Below are 18,239 nucleotides of genomic sequence, written 5' to 3' on the forward strand. Positions count from 1 at the left end.
TTCTTGGCGGATTGGATGCATTCACCCTTCTTCCCTTGTGGGAGAAGGGATCTTGTTCTGACAGGCTGGTCTTCCTGAGCCGCATTCACTGTGCTGGGCTGCCCTGATGCTCGCCCGGTCCCGCAATCCCGGTCTGCGTTCCCTGCTCGCGGACTATCGGCCCTTGCCCGGTGTTGCCGACGAGTTGATGACCGCGGCGGGGGAGGTGCGTCCGCACTGGCTGCCGGTGCTCAACGAAATGGCACGCTACCGGCCCGCCGTCGTCTCGCAGCGCTTTGCGGTTGCCGATCGCCAGATCAAGAATTCCGGCGTCTATTACCGCGTCTACGACACGCCGGACGGGCGCGACCGGCCCTGGCCCCTCGCCCATGTGCCGCTGGTGATCCCCGATGCCGAATGGCGCGGCATCGAGGCGGGCATCGCGCAGCGGGCCCAGCTGCTCGAAACCGTGCTGTCGGACCTCTACGGGCCGGCCACGCTGGTGCGGGATGGTGCGCTGCCGGCTGCGGTGATCGCCGGCAATCCCGATTTCCAGCGTGCCGTGGCCGGCAGCACGCCGCTCGGCGGCGAGCACCTGGTCATCTATGCCGCCGATCTCGGGCGGGGACCCGATGGTCGCTGGTGGGTGCTCAAGGACCGCGCCCAGGCTCCTTCCGGCATGGGGTACGCGCTGGAGAACCGACTCGCCATCTCGGCCGCATTGCCGGCTCTCTACCGCGACATGCAGGTCGAGCGGCTGGCAGGCTTCTTCCAGGCCATGCGCTCCACTCTCGCCGCCAAGGCCGGGCGGGAGGGATCGCGCATCGGCTTGCTGACGCCGGGGCCCGCCAACGAGACCTATTTCGAACACGCCTATCTCGCCCGCTATCTCGGTCTGCTGCTGGTGGAGGGCGCCGATCTCACCGTGCAGGACGGCACGGTCTATGTCCGCACCATCGAGGGACTGAAACGCATCGATGCCCTGGTGCGGCGCCTCGACGCCGACTTTGCCGATCCGCTCGAACTCAATGCCGGTTCGCGGCTCGGCGTGCCTGGCCTGGTCCAGGCCGTCCGGCAGGGTTCGGTTGCCCTGGCCAACAGCCTGGGGGCCGGCCTGGTCGAGGCGCCGGCCATGCTGGCTTTCATGCCGGCTCTGGCGCGCCGGCTCACCGGCAGCGATCTCATCCTCCCGAATGTCGCCACCTGGTGGTGCGGCGAGGCCGGGGCACGCGAGGAGGTCCTGCGCGATTTCGAACGGTTGGCAGTCCTGCCGGCTTTCACGCGCGAGGTCGCCGGCCTGACGCGCGGCGGCGCGAGCGCCGTGGCCGACCTGGATAAAAAGGGCCAGGCACGCCTGCGCGATGTCGTGAAGGCCCATCCCCTCGAGGTGGTGGCCCAGGAAGTCGTCAGGCTCTCGACCATGCCGGTCTGGAACGGCAAGCGCCTGGAACCGCACCCCTTCACGCTGCGGGTCTACGCCGTCGCGACGCCGGAGGGCTGGAAGGTGATGCGCGGCGGCTTCTGCCGTGTCGGCGACAGCAATGACCCGCGTGCCCTGTCGATGCAGTTTGGCGGGCGTTCCGCCGATGCCTGGGTGACGTCGGAACGGCCTGTCGATCATGTCAGCCTGTTGCCGGCGCCCGGCAAGGTGGCAATCAAGCGCAGCCTCGGCCATCTGCCGAGCCGGGCGGCCGACAATCTGTTCTGGCTCGGGCGCTATCTCGAGCGCGCCGAGGCGACCCTGCGCGTCGTGCGGGCCGTGGGCGAGATCGCGGCGGAAGCCGACGAGGAGGTCGTCGCCGCCACGCAGCGCCTCACCGACCTGCTGGTCGCCTGGGGAGCGGCCAAGAATTGGGGAGCTGCCAAGAGCGAGAAGGCGGAGCCTGCCGCCTCCCGCAGAGCCGCCAAGGCACCGGTCGAGCCGGTTGCGATCGCCGAAGGCATCCTGCGCGATGTGCTCGACGGTGAGGAATATGGCGGCATGCCCGCTTTGATCGGCGCGGCGGCGCGCACCGCTTCCGCCATTCGCGAAAGGCTGTCGCGTGATGCGACACAGGCCATCGCCGATCTCGGCGCCATGGTGGTTGGCGATCGCAACCTGCCGTCGGCCGACAGGGCGGATCGCTATCTGCACACGCTGGCGGCGCTGTCAGGCCTTGCCCATGAGAACATGAACCAGCTCTCGGGCTGGCGTTTCCTGCGCATCGGGCATCATATCGAACGCTCCATCCAGACCTGCCGCCTTGCCCGCCGCCTGGCCGACGAGAGCTCCAGCGCCGACATGCTCGACGCCCTGCTGCGCGTGACGGACAGCCGCATCACCTATCGGGCCCGCTATCTGATGGGAACGCTGCGCCTGCCGGTGCTCGATCTCGTCTTGCTCGACGACGGCAATCCCCGCTCGGTCGCCTATCAGATCATTCACGCTGCCGAGCATCTTGCGGCCCTGCCTCGTACGTCTAGGGACGGCGAAGTGGACGCGCTCACCCGCGCCATTCGGCTGATGCGGGCGGAGATCGAGACGACGCAGGCCGCCGATGTCGACGACCGCCTGATTCTTGGTTTGGAAAACCGGCTGCTCGCTTTGTCGTCGGAGTTGTCGGCCCGCTATTTCAACCAGGACGAAGCCATGGCCGAGATCGCCGAGGGGCTGGGGTGATGGTAGGGCAAACATCACCCCGGACAAAAGGCTAACGGATAGGGCGCTACGCCGGGTGTCCCCCTCGCCCCGTTCTTACGGGGAGAGGGCAGGGGTGAGGGGCAGCGCAAAGGATTCTTATCGTGCGTAGTGCTGATCCACCGATCCATGGCCATGCTCAACGACTGCGCCGGCAGGCGCCGAAGGCCGAACGACTCTTATGGGCGAAGCTGAGAAATCGCGGACTCGCCGGACACAAATTCGTTCGCCAATTGCCGCTGGGATCTTATTTTGTGGATTTTGCCTGCCGCGAATCGCGGCTGATCATCGAGATCGACGGAGCAACGCATTCGACGGACGAAGAGAGAGTGCGTGATCAGGGGCGCGAGCGATATCTGAAAGCACAAGGTTATCGCATTTTGCGTGTGCAAAATGCTGATATTTACGAGAGTGTCGATGGTGTGTGCGAACTCATTTTGGCGACGATTTGACATGAATTTTCGGATCGGCCACGCCGCCCCTCACCCTTACCCTCTCCCCGTAAGAACGGGGCGAGGGGGCTCAGATGTCGCGTTTGAAATTGGAGGTGGTTCGTCTCGCCCGACGGTTGGGCAAGATGGTATCTCTCAGAGCATGGCAGCGCATTGGAAGTCCCCTCGCCCCGTTCTTACGGGGAGAGGGTAAGGGCGAGGGGCGTCGTCGCCCATAGATGAATTCTGCCTGCATTTTCCGATGAGTTCCGCCGTGCTCTATCTCATCCGCCACACCACGACCTATCTCTACCGCACCGAAGTCGCGGCGGCTCGCTGCACGTTGCACCTCCAGCCTGAGACTGGTGGCAATCAGCGGGTGTTCTCGGCCCAGCTCACCATCGCCCCCAAGCCGCTGGAGCAGACCGAGGCGGTCGACTTCTTCGGCAACCGCACCACCCATGTCCGCTTTGCCGGCACGGCTACCCGGCATCGCTTCGAGTCGCGCGTGCGCATCGAGGTCCAGCCTCGCGAGACGCCCCATGCCCTGCTGACCCCATCCTGGGGCGAGGTCACCCAGAGCGCGCTGCTGGTGCCCGACCTCTGCGGTTCGGCGCCGGCACATTATCTGTTCGCCAGCCGTTTCGTACCGCTGCTCGCCGAGGCGCGCGACTATGCGCTTGCCTCCTTCGAGCCGGGACGCCCGGTGCTCGATGGAGCGATCGAGATGATGAAGCGCATCCATCGCGATTTCGTCTATGATCCCAACGCCACCGATATTTCGACCCCGCTCGACGTGGTGGCCCGCACGCGCCACGGTGTCTGCCAGGACTTCGCGCATTGGATGTTGGCGGGACTGCGTGCGATCGGTATTCCCGCCGCCTATGTTTCGGGTTATCTGCGAACCCATCCGCCGCCCGGCCAGGAACGGCTGGTGGGAGCGGATGCCAGCCATGCCTGGGTTTCGGTATGGTGCGGCGCCGGGCTCGGCTGGGTCGATCTCGATCCGACCAATGCGGTGCCCGCGAATGAGGACCATGTGCGCGTCGCAGTCGGGCGCGATTATGCCGATGTCGCCCCGGTGGACGGCGTCGTCGTCGCTTCGGCCGGGCACAGCCTACGCGTCTCCGTGGATGTCGCGCCGTTAGGATGATCGAAATGACTGCCAGGATCGGAATTCTGACCATCTCGGATCGCGCCAGCGCCGGGATCTACGAAGACAAGAGCGGCCCGGCCATCGCCGGCTTCATGCAACGTGTGCTGACCTCGCCCTGGGAGCCGGTGGTGCGGGTCATCGCCGACGAGCAGGACCTGATCGAGCGGACGCTGATCGAACTCGCCGACGAGGCGGGTTGTTGCCTCGTCTGCACCACCGGCGGCACGGGCCCGGCCCGGCGCGACGTTACGCCGGAAGCCACCGAGGCGGTGTGTGCCAAGATGATGCCGGGCTTCGGCGAACTGATGCGCCAGGAAAGCCTGAAATATGTGCCGACCGCCATCCTGTCGCGCCAGACGGCGGGCATTCGCGGCCGGAGCCTGATCGTCAACCTGCCGGGCAAGCCGGCCTCGATCGAGCAATGCCTGATGGCGGTCTTCCCCGCCATCCCCTATTGCATCGACCTGATCGAAGGTCCGCGGCTGGAGACGGATCCGGCTCTCTGCAAGGCGTTCAGGCCCGGTGGCTGATCGGCAGGCCGGACCCAGCAAGGAGCAAGGCCATGTTCAGCCATGTCACGGTCGGCGTCGGCGACCTCAAGCGCGCTGCTCGCTTCTACGATGCCCTGCTGGCACCGCTCGGGCTAAGTCAGCGCCCGGTCACGCCGGATGACGGCCCGGACGCCCGCTGCTGGGTCGACCCCACCAGGCCGTTACCGCGCTTTTATGCCTACAATCCCTTCAACCGGCATCCCGCCACGGTCGGCAATGGCAGCATGGTCGCCTTCCAGGCCGCTTCGCCCGAGGCGGTCGACGCCGCCTATGCCGGTGGCATGGCGGCCGGTGGCGCCGACGAGGGGCAGCCAGGCGAAAGGCCGCATTACGGCAAGGGCTATTACGGTGCCTATCTGCGCGATCCCGATGGCAACAAGATCCATATTGTCTATCGTGGCGACTTGATTGCGCCATAGAGAAAATTGCGATTCGAAGAGATCGAGATTTTCTCTAATCCTTTGTTTTGACGCATTTTCTTAATCGAAAAGTCGATCGACTTTTCTCGAAAATGCTTTGACCGCCCGGAGCCAATAGTCGTGTTCAAGCCGCATGCGGGGCCGGGGCCTATCCGGATCGATTTCCTGCTGGTGCCGCAATTCTCGATGATGGCGTTCTCGGCTGCCGTCGAGCCTTTGCGCGTCGCCAACCGCATGGCCAGGCGGCAGGTCTTCGACTGGCGGGCCTGGTCGATGGACGGCGAGCCGGTCAAGGCTTCCAATGGCTGGCCGATCCCAGTGGGAGGCGCTCTGCCCTCCAGCGGCGACATTCCTACTTTGATCGTCTGCTCCAGCTTCGAGCCGGAGCACTATGCCAGCAAGGCGATGCTGGCGCGCCTGCGCCATCTCGCGCGCCGCGGTACCGAGATCGGTGCACTCGATACCGGGGCTTGGATCCTCGCTGCAGCCGGTCTGCTCAGCGGCGGCAAGGTCACCATGCATTGGGAGGCGGCGCCCGGCTTCGCCGAAGCCTTTCCGGACATCGAGATCAGCGAGGCCCTGTTCGAGGTGTCGGCCAAGCATTTCACCTGTGCCGGCGGCACGGCGGCGCTCGACCTGATGCTCGACATGATCGCCCGCCAATATGGGCAGGCCCTGGCGGTGGCCGTGTCCGAGCAGTTCATCCACGACAGGCTGCGCCCGCGCCACGACCGCCAGCGCATGAGCCTGCCCAAGCGGCTGGGGATCGCCAATGGCAAGCTGATCCGCGTGGTGGCGGCGATGGAGGCCAATCTGGAGACGCCGCTCGACGCCAAGGCCCTTGCGGCCCTGTCCGGTGTCTCCGCCCGGCAGCTCGAACGCCTGTTCCGGGCCGAGCTCAAGGATTCACCGGCCAATTACTATCTGCAGCTCAGGCTGCAGCGCGCCCGCCTGCTTTTGCGCCAGACCGACATGAGCGTGATGGAGATCGCCATGGCCTGCGGCTATTCCTCCGCATCATGTCTTTCGCGATCCTATCGCGCGCATTTTGCGATAACGCCGCGCGAAGATCGGCGGGAAGGCGAAAATCCCGGCGTTCAAAAGCGCTGACCATGCCGGGACGGGCATGTTGCCGGCCGCCCCCTGGTCTGCCGAGTCAGGGCTTGAGCAGCTTCCCGATGACCTTGGCGGTATAGTCGACCATCGGCACCACGCGGGCATAGTTCAGCCGAGTCGGCCCGATCACGCCGAGCACGCCCACGATCTTCTGGTTGGCATCCCGGAAGGGCGCGGCGATCATCGAGGAGCCCGAGAGCGAGAACAGCTTGTTCTCCGAGCCGATGAAGATGCGCACGCCGTCGCCGCCCTCGGCACGGCCGAGCAGGTCGATCAGGTCCTTCTTGGCCTCGATGTCGGCAAAGAGCAGGCGGATGCGCTCCAGGTCTTCGCCGGCATGCAGGTCTTCCAGGAGATTGGCCTGGCCGCGCACGATGAGCTGCTGCGGCATGTCGGAAGGGCCGCCACTCCAGCTTGCCAAGCCGGTATTGATCAGCTTGGTGGTGAGATCGTCGAGTTCCGCGCGCCCGGCGTCGAGGGCGCTGCTCATCTCGCGCTTGAGGTCCTCGATCGTCTTGCCGCGAGCGCGGGCGTTGAGATAGTTGGAGGCCTCCACCAGCGCCGATGTCGGCAGCCCGACCGGCACGGTGATGACCCGGTTTTCCACCGCGCCTTCCTCGGAGACCAGGATGACCAGGGCCTGGGTGGGTTCGAGGCGCACGAATTCGATATGCTTCAGCCGCTGGTCGCGCTTGCCGGTGACGACCACGCCGGCACCGCGCGACAGGCCGGACAGGGTGGCCGAGGCCTCGATCAGCACGTCCTCGAGGGAGCGCGAGGATGTCCTTGCCCGGATCTGCGCGTCGATCTGGGCGCGGTCCTGCGCGGCGAGGTCGCCGAATTCCAGCATGGCGTCGACGAAGAAGCGCAAGCCGAGTTCGGTCGGCAGCCGCCCGGCGCTGGTATGCGGCGCCTGGATCAGTCCGAGCACCTCCAGGTCCTGCATGACGTTGCGCACCGACGCGGGCGACAGCGAGGTGGGCAGCAGGCGCGAAATGTTGCGGGAGCCGACGGGCTCCCCGGTCGCAAGATAGGAATCGACGATCTGACGGAATATCTCGCGCGAGCGTTCGTTCAGCTGGGCAAGTTCACTCGAAGGAATGGTCGGCGTCACAGCGGACAAGGTCTGTCTCCTCGACGCTAATGTGACGAGCATTCGGCGATTGTTCAATGGTGGAATTGTAGTTTCCGCAGCGCTATGCAGATTCCTCCCTCGTTCAAGTTTCGCCTCTAGTCTCGTCAGCGCAAGGAGAACATGGTCATGGTCGATTCGGTTCCACCTTCCGCGAGCGCCGTCGTCGATTTCTGGGTCGCGGCGGGTCCCGAACGCTGGTTCGAGAAGGATGAAGGGTTCGATCGCGATTTTCGCACGCGCTTCCTCACCCTGCATCAGGCTGCCATGCGTGGCGAACTCGCGGACTGGGAGGCGAGGGCGCCCGGTGCGCTCGCGCTGGTGCTGCTGCTCGACCAGTTTCCGCGCAATGCCTTTCGCGATACGCCGGCGATGTATGCCGGCGATCCCCAGGCACGACAGGTTGCAGCCGCGGCTCTGGCTCATGGTCATGACCGCCGCATCGCGCCGGAGCTGCGTATCTTCTTCTATCTGCCCTTCATGCATTCGGAGGAGCTTGCCGACCAGGAGCGCTGCCTCGCTCTGTGCCGGACGCTGGAAGGCGACTATCTGAAGTATGCCGAGGAGCATCGCGACATCATCGCCCGCTTCGGCCGCTTTCCCCATCGCAATGATATTCTTGGCCGCATCTGCACGCCGGAAGAGCGCCGTTTTCTCGACGAGGGCGGCTTTGCGGGCTGAGGCCCTCCGTCATTGCGAGCGCAGCGAAGCAATCCAGTCCTGGTAAAACACATGGCTCCCGGATTGCTTCGCTGCGCTCGCAATGACGCAAGCCCGGCGTCTCCGCCAAATTGCACCTGTAGTGTTAGGCCCTGTCGATCACGTGGAAGAACGAGCCGGTGACCCGGCCGCGATGGCTGCCGAGGGCACCCAGCGAGGTGCCGTTGGCGTCGCTGACCTCGAAGAGGGGCGGATCGGCCGAGCGCAGGGTGGTCGAGTAATGAAACTCATGGCCGCGGACGAAGCTGCCTTTCCGGCCGAGCGGGCAATCCTGCTTCAGTTCGGCGAGGCGATAGCCCAGATTCATCTTGCGCTTGGCGAAGCTGGTTTCGAGGTCGAGCAGGCCGGTCATGCGGTGGGCCGTGCCCTCCGCATCCGTCAGGACCTGGCCGAGCACCATGTAGCCCCCGCATTCGCCATGCACGGGATGGGTCTGCGCGAACTGGCGCAAGGCTTTCTGGAAACGCGTAGCGGTGGCGAGACGCGCGCCATGGAGTTCGGGATAGCCGCCGGGCAGCCAGGCGATATCGGCATCCCCAGCCGGCCCCTCATCGGCCAGCGGCGAGAAGGGGATGATCTCGGCGCCCTGGCGGCGCCAGCCAGCGATGAGATGCGGATAGACGAAGGAGAAGGCGGCGTCGCGGGCCAGGGCGATGCGCTGGCCGGGCGGGCGTAAGCCCGCATCCTTGATATCGGCCGGCGGAAGACCTGCCTGGTCCAGCCCCGTCGGCAGTTTGGTCGGCCCGGCGAGGGACCGGATGGCCTCGATGCTGCAATGGGCCTCGACGAAATCCGCCAAAGCTTCCAGCCGCTGGTCGAGTTCGGCGGTCTCGTCGGCCTGGACCAGGCCGAGATGGCGTTCAGGCAGCACGAGGTCGGCATTGCGGGGCAGGACGCCGACCACGGGCAGGCCGGCCTCCTCGATGCCCTTGCGTGCCAAAGCCTCGTGCCGGGAGCTGGCGACCTTGTTGAGCACCACGCCGGCAATGCGCACATCGGGGCGGAAACTGGCAAAGCCCTTGGCGACGGCACCGGCAGACTGGGACTGGCCGGAAATGTCGAGAACCAGCAGCACCGGCCAGCCTTGCCGCGCCGCGAGACCGGAGGAGGAGCCGTCCCCGCTGGCACCGTCGCTGACAACGCCGTCGAACAGCCCCATCAGCGCCTCGCCGATGAAGAGCTCGGCATCGCTGCCGGCCTGGTGGATCAGGCTGTCGAGGAGGGCCGGGCGCATCGCCCAGCTGTCGAGATTGTAGCTCACCCGCGCGGCGGCCGCGGCATGAAAGCCGGGATCGATATAGTCGGGGCCGCATTTCATCGGCTGTACGGCAATGCCGCTGCGGGCGAGGGCGCGCAGCAGGCCGAGCACCAGAGTGGTCTTGCCGGAGCCGGAGCGGGGCGCGGCAATGAGAAGGCCGGGAGGGATCATATGCCGTTCCTGCCTCGCCCGGGAGCGGCGCGCAAGAGCGTTTCCACCAAAACACGTTTGCCCTGGAGGGCTTGGCCCGGAAATCCTCACTGCATTCCCGAGCCCCTCTTGAAACCCCCTTGCGCTTGCCCATATTGAGATTGTTCCGGAGTTGCCGGAACGGGGATGCCGTCAGGGTCCCACTCCAAAGTCGCTTCCTGCGAGGGCTTTGCAATGTCGCGCGTACCAACCTTGAACTCGCCCTTCCTGCTCGGTTTCGATGAGATCGAACGAGCACTGGACAGGGTCGCCAAAGCCGCCAATGACGGCTATCCGCCCTATAATATCGAGCGGGTCGGTTCCTGTGATCGACCACCCGAGCGGTTGAGAATCACCCTCGCCGTCGCTGGCTTCAGCCGCGAGGAGCTTGACGTCTCGATCGAGGAAAACCAGCTCGTCATCCGCGGGCGCCAGGTGGACGACAAATCTCGCGTCTTCCTGCATCGCGGCATCGCAGCCCGCCAGTTCCAGCGCACTTTCCTCCTCGCCGATGGCATGGAGGTGATGGGTGCGGATTTGAAGAACGGGCTGCTTTCCGTCGATCTGATCCGCCCGGAGCCCGAGCGCGTCGCCAAGCGCATCGACATCGCGGTGCGGGACTGACGAACCGCTTGCTTTTTTCCATTGTATTCAACGTTCAGGAGGGTCCCATGATCCGGAACGATAAGACTGCTGTGCCTACTCCCGAGATGCTGGCCGCCCTGGGCGCCGGGCATGTCGCCTATGTCAAGCCGATCATGTCGGAGGATGCCATGCGGCTCTATCCGCAGCTCGGCGAAATCCGTCCCGGCTTGAAGCTGTTCACCCTCAATGCCGCCGATGGCACGCCGATCATGATCGCCGACTCGGCCGAGGGCGCGGTGGCCAATGCCTGGGAACAGGAACTGGTGCCGGTTTCCCTGCACTGAGCAGCTCACGAGAAGTGCATCCGCCAGGAGCGGATCCAGGGCGGCGAAGCGCAAGCTTCGTCGCCTTTTTTACGCCGAGGCCAACCGGCGAAGCGCGGGCTTCGTCGCCTTCTCTATCGCGATATGCCCCGGCTTCGTCGCTTTTCAGGCGAGCGGGGGTGATGCGGCGGGCATCTCGATCTGGCCGGTGGTGGCCGGTGCGCTCGCCTGAGGGCGCTTGTAGAGGAAGTACCAAGCGAGGGCGCCGACGACCAGGATGGCGATGATGAGATAGAGCCAGGTCATGCTGCCGCTCGATTGCGGTGGCGGCGGGGGAGCGGCCTGGTGCTGGACCTGAGGGCTGGGAGACGGCTTGGTGTCGAGAGTCGAGCGGCTGGCTGGTGCTGCCGTTTCGCCGGATCCGAGGGTCGACGTGCCCGCCTGAGGTCCCGGTGCGGCCGAACCCAGCGTGGATTGCGGCGGCGTGGTCCGGAAGGCGCCGCTGACCGCCGTGTCCAGGCCTTGCAGAAAGCCGCTATCGGCAAGTCCCGCCGCGAGGCTGGCCGGGAGTGCCGCCGTGATCGCCTGTTTCTCGCCCGCAAAGAGCGTGGCCACCGCATTGCCGTTCGCCCAATTCTCCGGCGATTGGTTGCCGAGGGCGCCGACGACGGCCGGGCCGACAAGACCGAGCACGGAAGCGGCGGCCTGCGGTGGGGCGCCGGTGGCCTGGCCGAGGACATTGGCCAGCTGGTTGACGCCTTCGGCGCCGAGCAGGGAGGTCAGCACGTTGCCGCCGCTGGCCAGGGCATTGGCATCGCTGCTGGTCACGCCGGCAGACAGCGTGTCGAACAGGCCCGGATCCTGGCTGGAGATCAGGTCGGAAATGCCCTTGGCCCCGTCGGGAGAAGAGGCCTCGCTGGCGAAGGCCCCGAGCACGGAGGGAATCGCGGCGCCGACCAGTTTTCCGGCCAGGGCCGGGTCGATGCCGATGATTGCAGCGGCGCGCTCGATGAGATCAGGGGTGATCAATTGGGAGACGAGGCTGGGAAGATTGATGGCCATTTCATTCCTCGTGTCAGAAAATTTATGGATACCTTAGTACCCAATCGTCTCCGTTGCAAAATTCAATGGCGTGGGGCCGGCTGTTCTTGCCGTCCGCCAAGTGGCCGGCAGAATGACGTTTCACGAAGATTCAAATTCCTTTACGGAATAGGAAAGATTTGAATTTCGTATGTCGCGCCGAACCTCGTTTCGAGGATTGCCGCTTGGCTGATCGCCCGGCCAGGCGGTGCGCCATCATGGCCGAGCGAAGATTATCCTGCTCTTCGAGCGGTCAGGCCGAGCGGCTGGCACCTACCGGCAGCACGATCACCTTGGTGCCGACGGGAACGCGCTTGTAGAGATCGATGATGTCCTGGTTGGTCAGCCGGATGCAGCCGGACGAGACCTTGGTACCGATGGCGGATGGGTTGGTGGTCCCATGCAGGCGATACAGCGTGTCGCGGCCGCCGCTATAGAGATAGAGCGCGCGGGCGCCCAGCGGGTTGCTGGGGCCGCCGGCCATGCCGGACCGATGGCGGCCATATTGCTTGGGATTGCGGGCGATCATGGTGGGGGTCGGGGTCCAGCGCGGCCAGGTGGCCTTGCGCGCGATGATCGCCTCGCCCTGGAAATTGTACTCCGCGACCTTGCCGACGCCGACCCCGTAGCGCAGCGCCTTGCCGTTGCCCTGGATCAGATAGAGGAAACGCTTGTTGGGGTCGACGACGATGGTGCCGGTCTTTTCCGATGATTGATAGGAAACCTCGCGGCGCCAGAAACGGGGTGCCACGCTGGCCAGATCCACGGCCTTGATCGGGTAGGCGCCATCCCTGGAGCCGGCATAGAGGGCGGCATAATGGGGGTCGAGCGCCTCGGCCGTTTCCGGTGTGGCGGCGGGGGCGTTCCGGGCCTCCTCGGGCTTGACGATGGGCAGGGCGGCGAGCTGTGCGCTCGCGCCCGCCTGCGGGGCAACGGCCGGGGTTGCCAGAGAGGTGTCGATCTTCGCGCTCGTCGTGACGCAGCTTGCAAGCATCAGCGGCAAGGCCAGAAGGATAATGCTTCGTGCCAGTATCATTTTAGTCCAGGTATGTGCTGTTTTTATTCGTCCGCGCCTGCCGGAGCTCGGAAGCTGCGGCGGCGTCTCGGTGAGACTGGGGCGTAGGCAGCCATTGCGGCAGGATTGTGCGCCCGTGGCGAGCTTGTCGGCGGCGGATGCAAAAGCGCCCGAGGGTGTGTTCTTCCGGCAACAAGATTGTCGTACCGCTTGCTCTAGCTGGTTCGGCCTTCCCCGAGGGGCCAGGTCACGCTGAAGCTGAAAGGCGCGAAGCGGGCATGGGGCAGGCCGGCGGCTGCGAGGGCCTCGGCCACCCATTGGTTGCAGGTGTTGAACGGTCCGTAGCGCCCCCTGGCGAGATAGAAGGCTTCGAGCCCCGTGCCGCCGGGGCGCTGCTGGGCCTTGCCGGCGGTGTCCGGCTGCAGGCTCGCGCGAATATGGGTGATCAGGGCCTGCCGGCCTTCCCTGTCAACCGCAAGCGGCAGGCAGTCGGGATTGGCAACCGGCGGATTGAGGGCGACCACCCTGAGGGCGGTGTCGTGCCGGCCGGCAAGGGCCGCCAGGGCCGTCGATATCCTGGTGTCGGCCCAAGTCGGCGTGTCCTGGAAAAAGACGAGGTCGCCCCAACCGAAGGCCAGATAGGCCTCGCTGGGCAGGTCGGGGGGCGTGACGGCCGGAAACAGTCCCGCCCAATCGACCAGCGCGTCCCGGCTCGGCATCACGATGTCGGTATGGGCGAGGGAGGCGCACAGATAGAGGGGCGGCTCGCTGTCGGCCTGCTGGGCTCGCCCAGGCGCGGGCAGGAGTGCGAAGCCGATGGCGACAAGCAAGAAGCCGAGAAGGGCGAGGAACGGCAGGGCGGCGAGTGCGAACAGGAGGCGCAGGCTCTGCGAGAGCCGCGTGCGCCTCATCGTTCCGGCCACAACCCCGCTGGCGGGATCAGGCATGCTGCGAAGACGCCTGCAGGGCTCCCCCCATGATGGTCGAACGCTTTTTCGCGATTCGAGATGATTCCGCCGAATCGCAAAACGCTTCGTGCGCGCAAACCAACTGAACCGGTTCGATCATAAGGCTCGGATGGGAGAAAGACGAGGGTCGTCGCGAGACGGAGGTGTTCTCAGGCCTTGTCGGTCAGGCCGCGGTAGACCTTGGCTGGCCAGGTCAGGGCATCGGGAAGCGCTCGGGCGATGCTGCTGGCAAAATCGGAGGCCGAGCCGCTGCTCCACTGCCCTTGGACCACAGGGGCCAGTTGGACGCCCACCCCGATCAGATAGACGATGATCAACAAGGATAGAATGGCACGCATGGTGAGCTCTCCCCAGACGGCCACACCCGACATGGCCCTGCATTCGGCCGGAGTGTCGCGGAACTTCGTGGCGGCAGCGTGATCGCCGGCACAATCCCGTAACGCAGCGGTTTGCGGGGACGGACCTTGTCGAGGCCGTCGTTCAATCGGGCCCTCGGCCGTTGCGCTCGGCCTCAATTGCCTTCAGGCGATCATGCACGCGCACCATGGCCTTGCGGACGGCGAGCTTGGCCTTCAGGGCAGCGACACCGCTCGTCGCGCAATTCGGAGAAGCAAAGTCGAGACAGGGAATGCCACGCTCCAGCCGCTCGGCGGAGAGAACACCGCAATCCTCGAACAACAGGCACGGCTCCTGGCCGCTGCTCGGACCGGTCAGATGCATTCCCATCGTTACTCTCCCCTGGTTCTGTTTGTAAGCTAACAATCTCCCAGGGGCGTGATAGGGGCGTGACCGGGCTTTTCGGGACGTGCCGTCGCAGGCCTTGCGCAAAGCCGTCTGTCCCGGAGATAATCGCGAGCCTTGTAACGTGGCGGTCACACGCGATAAGCCAGTGCTCTCCAGAGCAAAACGCGTTTAGACGGAAACGCTTGTTTGCTCTCACTCTTTGGTTCGATGCGTTTTGCGATTCTTGGCGTCACCGCTAAATCGCAAGACGCTCTGGCGCGCGGCTGAACGCAATTTGCCAGGCCTGCAACATCGCGACGGGGCTGCGGTATATGGCATTTCGACCCTTGGACTATGACGAGCACCCGACCGTTCTCGCGGCCGAGTATCAGCGTATCAAGGCGAGCCTGTCCGACAACGAGGCGATGCTGCTCGCCTGCCTCACCAATGTGCTGAACGAATTGCCGGATTGGCTGGACGGGGACTATGCCGCCGGCAGCGCGCTCGACCATGCCAACACGGCGATCGAGGCGATGCTGCGGGGCTCCGGCTTGCTGCCGATTCCCCCTGAAGCCCGCGAACGGGCCGAGAGGCTGCGCGACGACAGCTGAAACCCGAGACGATAGCTGAAACCTGGAGCAAAGCGCGTTCAAGCGTGAACGCTTATTTGCTCTCACTCTTTGTTTCCAAGCCAATCCAAAGGATTGGCTAAGGCGTTTTGCGATTCTTGGTGATTCCACCAAATCGCAGAACGCCTTAGGGCTCGGGCGTGAGCGATGCTCTGCGTCTCGAGGCCTCGAAATGCAAAAGGCCCGACGGGCCGTTAGCCACGTCGAGCCTTTCCGAAATTGGTGCCCAGAAGAGGACTCGAACCTCCACACCTTGCAGTACACGGACCTGAACCGTGCGCGTCTACCAATTCCGCCATCTGGGCGCGGGGGTCTTCTAGGGGGGCGGAGAGCCGATGTCAACGCCCATTTGCAGTTCTTGCGACAGCTTGATGAAACCGCCGCAAAACCGGCGTTCTGCCTTGCGTTTGACACCTTGCTGGGCTTGTCTGCGGCGGAGTTCGAATGGAGTGAATGCCTTGGCCGCAGCGATTCTCGACGAGGCCCTGCTTTATGACGGCTGGAACCGCCTGCTGATGGTCAAGGCCCGCACGCCCGGTGGCGCGGTGATTCACCGCAGCGTCGAGGATCACGGCGATGCGGTGACGGTTCTGCCCTTCGATTCCGAGCGCCGGCTGGCGTTGCTGGTGCGCCAGTTGCGCGTTGCGATTCTCAAGGGACATGGCGTGGAGGCCTCGCTCGAGGCACCGGCCGGTATCCTGGACGAGGACGATCCGGCCGATTGCGCCCGGCGCGAGGCGATGGAGGAGGCAGGGCTGGAACTGAAGGCCCTGGTCCCGCTCGGGGCGGCCTTCGTGATGCCGGGCATCTCGACCGAGAAGATGCACATGTTCCTGGCCGAATATTCGGCGGCGAGCCGCGTGGGCGCCGGCGGCGGCCTGGCGGAAGAGAACGAGGAGATCGAGGTGGTCGAGATCGGGCTGAAGGATCTAGCCGCCATGGCCGACCGCGGCGAGCTTTCCGATCTCAAGACCTACGCCCTGGTGCAGACGCTCCGGCTGAAGCGGCCGGAGCTGTTTTAAAGGATGATCGCGCGGGTCCCATCCCTTCTCCCCTTGCGGGAGAAGGTGGCACGAAGTGCCGGATGAGGGGTTTCTCGACATTTCCGAGAGGGCGCGCGACCCCTCATCCCCCTGCCGGGACCTTCTCCCGCAAGGGGAGAAGGGCATAGGTATGCGGGCCTTACTTCTTGACGCTGCGGGCGCCCTTGGCGATGTCGCCGACCAGCGCCAGCACGGCCGGCACCGTCTTCTCCGTCGCCTTGTTATCGGCATCGAGGCTGCTGCGTACCGCTTCCACCAGGGCGGAACCCACTACCACGCCGTCGGCGCCCTCGGCGATGGCCCGGGCGTGCTCGGCGGTCTTGACGCCGAAGCCGACGCAGACCGGCAGGTCGGTGTGCTGCTTGATGCGGCCGACGGCGCCAGCCACCACGCCGAAATCGGGCGTGGCCGAGCCGGTGATACCGGTGATCGAGACATAATAGACGAAGCCCGAGGTGTTCTGCAGCACCTTGGGCAGGCGTTTGTCGTCGGTGGTCGGCGTCGCCAGGCGGATGAAGGCGATGCCGGCCTTCAGCGCCGGCAGGCAGAGCTCGTCATCCTCTTCCGGCGGCAGATCGACCACGATCAGGCCGTCGACCCCGGCGGCCTTGGCATCGACCAGGAAGCGTTCGACGCCATAGATGTAGATCGGGTTGAAATAGCCCATCAGGATGATCGGCGTGGCATCGTCGCTTTTGCGGAATTCGCGGATGACGCCGAGCGTCTTGGTCAGCGTCATGCCGGCCTTGAGGGCCCGCAGGCCCGCAGCCTGGATCGCCGGGCCGTCGGCCATCGGATCGGTGAAGGGCATGCCGAATTCGATGATGTCGGCGCCGGCAGCCGGCAGGCCGGCAAGGATCTTGGCGGAAGTCTCGATATCGGGATCGCCGGCGGTGACGAAGGTCACCAGGGCGGCGCGCTTTTCGGCGGCCAGGGCGGCGAAGCGGGCGGTGAGGCGGCTGGTCATGGTGTCACAGGCTCGGAGCAGGGGGCGGCAGGATGGGATGGCGCGAGGTCATAGCGACGTTCCCAAAATCTCGGCAACCTGCGGTACGTCCTTGTCGCCGCGGCCGGAGAGGCTGACCACCATCAGGTGATCCTTGGGCCGCTTCGGCGCCAGCTCGGCCACCCGGGCGAGGGCATGGGCCGATTCGAGCGCGGGAATGATGCCCTCCAGGCGCGACAGCAACTGGAAGGCGTCCAGAGCCTCCTGGTCCGTCGCAGACATGTAGGTGGCGCGGCCGACCTCGTGCAGCCAGGAATGTTCCGGCCCGATGCCGGGATAGTCGAGGCCGGCGGAGATGGAATGGGCTTCCTCGATCTGGCCGTCGGCATCCATCAGAAGATAGGTGCGGTTGCCGTGCAGCACGCCGGGGCGGCCGCCGGCGATCGAGGCGGCGTGCAGGCTGGTGAGGCCGTGCCCGGCCGCTTCCACGCCGATGATCTCGACGGAGGGATCGTCCAGGAAGGGATGGAACAGGCCCATGGCGTTGGAACCGCCGCCGATGCAGGCGATCACGCTGTCGGGCAGGCGCCCTTCGGCCTCCATCATCTGCTCGCGGGTCTCGCGGCCGATGATCGACTGGAAGTCGCGCACCATGCCCGGATAGGGATGGGGGCCGGCCACGGTGCCGATGCAGTAGAAGGTGTCGTGCACATTGGTGACCCAGTCGCGCAGCGCCTCGTTCATGGCGTCCTTGAGCGTCTTGGAGCCGGACTGCACCGGAATGACCTCGGCGCCGAGCATCTTCATGCGGAAGACGTTGGGCGCCTGGCGCTCGACGTCGACGGCGCCCATATAGACCACGCATTTCAGGCCGAAGCGGGCGCAGAGCGTGGCGGTGGCGACGCCGTGCTGGCCGGCGCCGGTCTCGGCGATGATGCGCGGCTTGCCCATGCGACGCGCCAGCATGATCTGGCCGAGCACATTGTTGACCTTGTGCGAGCCGGTGTGGTTCAGCTCTTCACGCTTGAGATAGATCTTGGCGCCGCCGAAATGCTCGGTCAGCCTTTCGGCGAAATAGAGCGGCGAGGGCCGGCCGACATAGGTGGACAGGTGCCCCGCCATCTCCTTGTGGAAGGCCGGGTCCGCCTTGGCCTGCTTGTAGGCCTCTTCCAGCGACAGGATCAGCGGCATCAGCGTCTCGGCGACGAAGCGCCCGCCGAACTGCCCGAAATGACCGCGCTCATCGGGTCCGTTGCGGAAGGAATTGAGCTTGGGGGTCTCGGTCATCGTTGCGGCCTG

20 protein-coding genes and 1 tRNA gene are annotated in these 18,239 nt (G+C 65.3%); 11 read left to right on the plus strand and 10 right to left on the minus strand.

The window, feature by feature from the left end; all coding sequences use genetic code 11:
• The first annotated feature begins 106 nt into the window (after positions 1 to 106).
• The 6 genes from QM672_RS14055 to QM672_RS14080 all read left to right on the plus strand — a co-directional run bounded on the left by QM672_RS14055 (position 107) and on the right by QM672_RS14080 (position 6,323).
• Entirely contained in the window at positions 107 to 2,638 is a 2,532-nt protein-coding gene (locus tag QM672_RS14055) for a circularly permuted type 2 ATP-grasp protein (protein WP_415083253.1), read from the plus strand.
• A 122-nt stretch (positions 2,639 to 2,760) separates the two neighbouring features.
• Positions 2,761 to 3,108, plus strand: coding sequence for an endonuclease domain-containing protein (locus QM672_RS14060; RefSeq protein WP_415083255.1), 348 nt, complete (start codon positions 2,761 to 2,763; stop codon positions 3,106 to 3,108).
• Positions 3,109 to 3,349: 241 nt separating this feature from the next.
• Positions 3,350 to 4,240: a transglutaminase family protein gene (locus tag QM672_RS14065; protein ID WP_311943649.1), complete on the plus strand. Its 891-nt coding sequence runs from the start codon at positions 3,350 to 3,352 to the stop codon at positions 4,238 to 4,240.
• A 5-nt stretch (positions 4,241 to 4,245) separates the two neighbouring features.
• Positions 4,246 to 4,773, plus strand: a complete 528-nt coding sequence (gene mog, locus QM672_RS14070) for a molybdopterin adenylyltransferase (RefSeq protein ID WP_311943651.1) — start codon at positions 4,246 to 4,248, stop codon at positions 4,771 to 4,773.
• Positions 4,774 to 4,805: 32 nt separating this feature from the next.
• Positions 4,806 to 5,213 carry a VOC family protein gene (locus tag QM672_RS14075; RefSeq protein ID WP_415083258.1) on the plus strand — a complete coding sequence of 136 codons (408 nt, stop codon included), beginning with the start codon at positions 4,806 to 4,808 and terminating at the stop codon, positions 5,211 to 5,213.
• A gap of 120 nt (positions 5,214 to 5,333) precedes the next feature.
• Positions 5,334 to 6,323 (plus strand): GlxA family transcriptional regulator, encoded by a 990-nt coding sequence (locus QM672_RS14080; protein ID WP_415083260.1) that lies wholly within the window; start codon positions 5,334 to 5,336, stop codon positions 6,321 to 6,323.
• Positions 6,324 to 6,369: 46 nt separating this feature from the next.
• On the opposite strand, the gene hrcA is transcribed toward QM672_RS14080, so the two are convergent.
• Entirely contained in the window at positions 6,370 to 7,443 is a 1,074-nt protein-coding gene (gene hrcA, locus QM672_RS14085) for a heat-inducible transcriptional repressor HrcA (RefSeq protein WP_394314208.1), read from the minus strand.
• 141 nt (positions 7,444 to 7,584) lie between these two features.
• Here hrcA and QM672_RS14090 point away from each other — a divergent pair, with 141 nt between their 5' ends.
• Positions 7,585 to 8,142: a DUF924 family protein gene (locus QM672_RS14090; protein WP_415083262.1), complete on the plus strand. Its 558-nt coding sequence runs from the start codon at positions 7,585 to 7,587 to the stop codon at positions 8,140 to 8,142.
• A gap of 124 nt (positions 8,143 to 8,266) precedes the next feature.
• Here QM672_RS14090 and QM672_RS14095 read toward each other — a convergent pair whose 3' ends face one another.
• Positions 8,267 to 9,610 carry a cobyrinate a,c-diamide synthase gene (locus tag QM672_RS14095; protein ID WP_415083263.1) on the minus strand — a complete coding sequence of 448 codons (1,344 nt, stop codon included), beginning with the start codon at positions 9,608 to 9,610 and terminating at the stop codon, positions 8,267 to 8,269.
• A gap of 213 nt (positions 9,611 to 9,823) precedes the next feature.
• Here QM672_RS14095 and QM672_RS14100 point away from each other — a divergent pair, with 213 nt between their 5' ends.
• Positions 9,824 to 10,252 (plus strand): Hsp20 family protein, encoded by a 429-nt coding sequence (locus tag QM672_RS14100; RefSeq protein WP_068293755.1) that lies wholly within the window; start codon positions 9,824 to 9,826, stop codon positions 10,250 to 10,252.
• Between the two features lie 47 nt (positions 10,253 to 10,299).
• Entirely contained in the window at positions 10,300 to 10,557 is a 258-nt protein-coding gene (locus QM672_RS14105; protein ID WP_311943662.1) for a DUF1150 domain-containing protein, read from the plus strand.
• A 144-nt stretch (positions 10,558 to 10,701) separates the two neighbouring features.
• Here QM672_RS14105 and QM672_RS14110 read toward each other — a convergent pair whose 3' ends face one another.
• The 5 genes from QM672_RS14110 to QM672_RS14130 all read right to left on the minus strand — a co-directional run bounded on the left by QM672_RS14110 (position 10,702) and on the right by QM672_RS14130 (position 14,325).
• On the minus strand, positions 10,702 to 11,598 hold the full coding sequence (locus QM672_RS14110; RefSeq protein ID WP_415083264.1) for a DUF937 domain-containing protein: 897 nt from the start codon (positions 11,596 to 11,598) through the stop codon (positions 10,702 to 10,704).
• A 271-nt stretch (positions 11,599 to 11,869) separates the two neighbouring features.
• Positions 11,870 to 12,610 carry a L,D-transpeptidase gene (locus QM672_RS14115; protein ID WP_415083265.1) on the minus strand — a complete coding sequence of 247 codons (741 nt, stop codon included), beginning with the start codon at positions 12,608 to 12,610 and terminating at the stop codon, positions 11,870 to 11,872.
• A gap of 236 nt (positions 12,611 to 12,846) precedes the next feature.
• Entirely contained in the window at positions 12,847 to 13,578 is a 732-nt protein-coding gene (locus QM672_RS14120) for a DUF2459 domain-containing protein (RefSeq protein WP_415083266.1), read from the minus strand.
• A 170-nt stretch (positions 13,579 to 13,748) separates the two neighbouring features.
• Positions 13,749 to 13,970 carry a hypothetical protein gene (locus QM672_RS14125; RefSeq protein ID WP_311943670.1) on the minus strand — a complete coding sequence of 74 codons (222 nt, stop codon included), beginning with the start codon at positions 13,968 to 13,970 and terminating at the stop codon, positions 13,749 to 13,751.
• Between the two features lie 109 nt (positions 13,971 to 14,079).
• Complete coding sequence (locus QM672_RS14130) at positions 14,080 to 14,325, minus strand: hypothetical protein (protein WP_415083267.1); 246 nt, start codon at positions 14,323 to 14,325, stop codon at positions 14,080 to 14,082.
• A 329-nt stretch (positions 14,326 to 14,654) separates the two neighbouring features.
• On the opposite strand from QM672_RS14130, the gene QM672_RS14135 reads away from it, so the two are divergent.
• Positions 14,655 to 14,933 carry a hypothetical protein gene (locus QM672_RS14135; protein WP_146126940.1) on the plus strand — a complete coding sequence of 93 codons (279 nt, stop codon included), beginning with the start codon at positions 14,655 to 14,657 and terminating at the stop codon, positions 14,931 to 14,933.
• Between the two features lie 238 nt (positions 14,934 to 15,171).
• Here the strand turns inward: QM672_RS14135 and QM672_RS14140 are convergent.
• Positions 15,172 to 15,256, minus strand: a tRNA-Leu gene (locus QM672_RS14140).
• 153 nt (positions 15,257 to 15,409) lie between these two features.
• On the opposite strand from QM672_RS14140, the gene QM672_RS14145 reads away from it, so the two are divergent.
• Entirely contained in the window at positions 15,410 to 15,973 is a 564-nt protein-coding gene (locus QM672_RS14145) for an NUDIX domain-containing protein (RefSeq protein WP_415083268.1), read from the plus strand.
• 160 nt (positions 15,974 to 16,133) lie between these two features.
• Here QM672_RS14145 and trpA read toward each other — a convergent pair whose 3' ends face one another.
• Together trpA and trpB are read right to left on the minus strand one after the other, a co-directional pair.
• Positions 16,134 to 16,961: a tryptophan synthase subunit alpha gene (gene trpA, locus QM672_RS14150; protein ID WP_311943677.1), complete on the minus strand. Its 828-nt coding sequence runs from the start codon at positions 16,959 to 16,961 to the stop codon at positions 16,134 to 16,136.
• Between the two features lie 48 nt (positions 16,962 to 17,009).
• On the minus strand, positions 17,010 to 18,227 hold the full coding sequence (trpB, locus tag QM672_RS14155; protein WP_311943679.1) for a tryptophan synthase subunit beta: 1,218 nt from the start codon (positions 18,225 to 18,227) through the stop codon (positions 17,010 to 17,012).
• Positions 18,228 to 18,239 lie beyond the last annotated feature (12 nt).

The sequence above is a fragment of the Labrys sp. (in: a-proteobacteria) genome, from assembly GCF_047605565.1.
GTDB classification, from domain to species: domain Bacteria; phylum Pseudomonadota; class Alphaproteobacteria; order Rhizobiales; family Labraceae; genus Labrys; species Labrys neptuniae.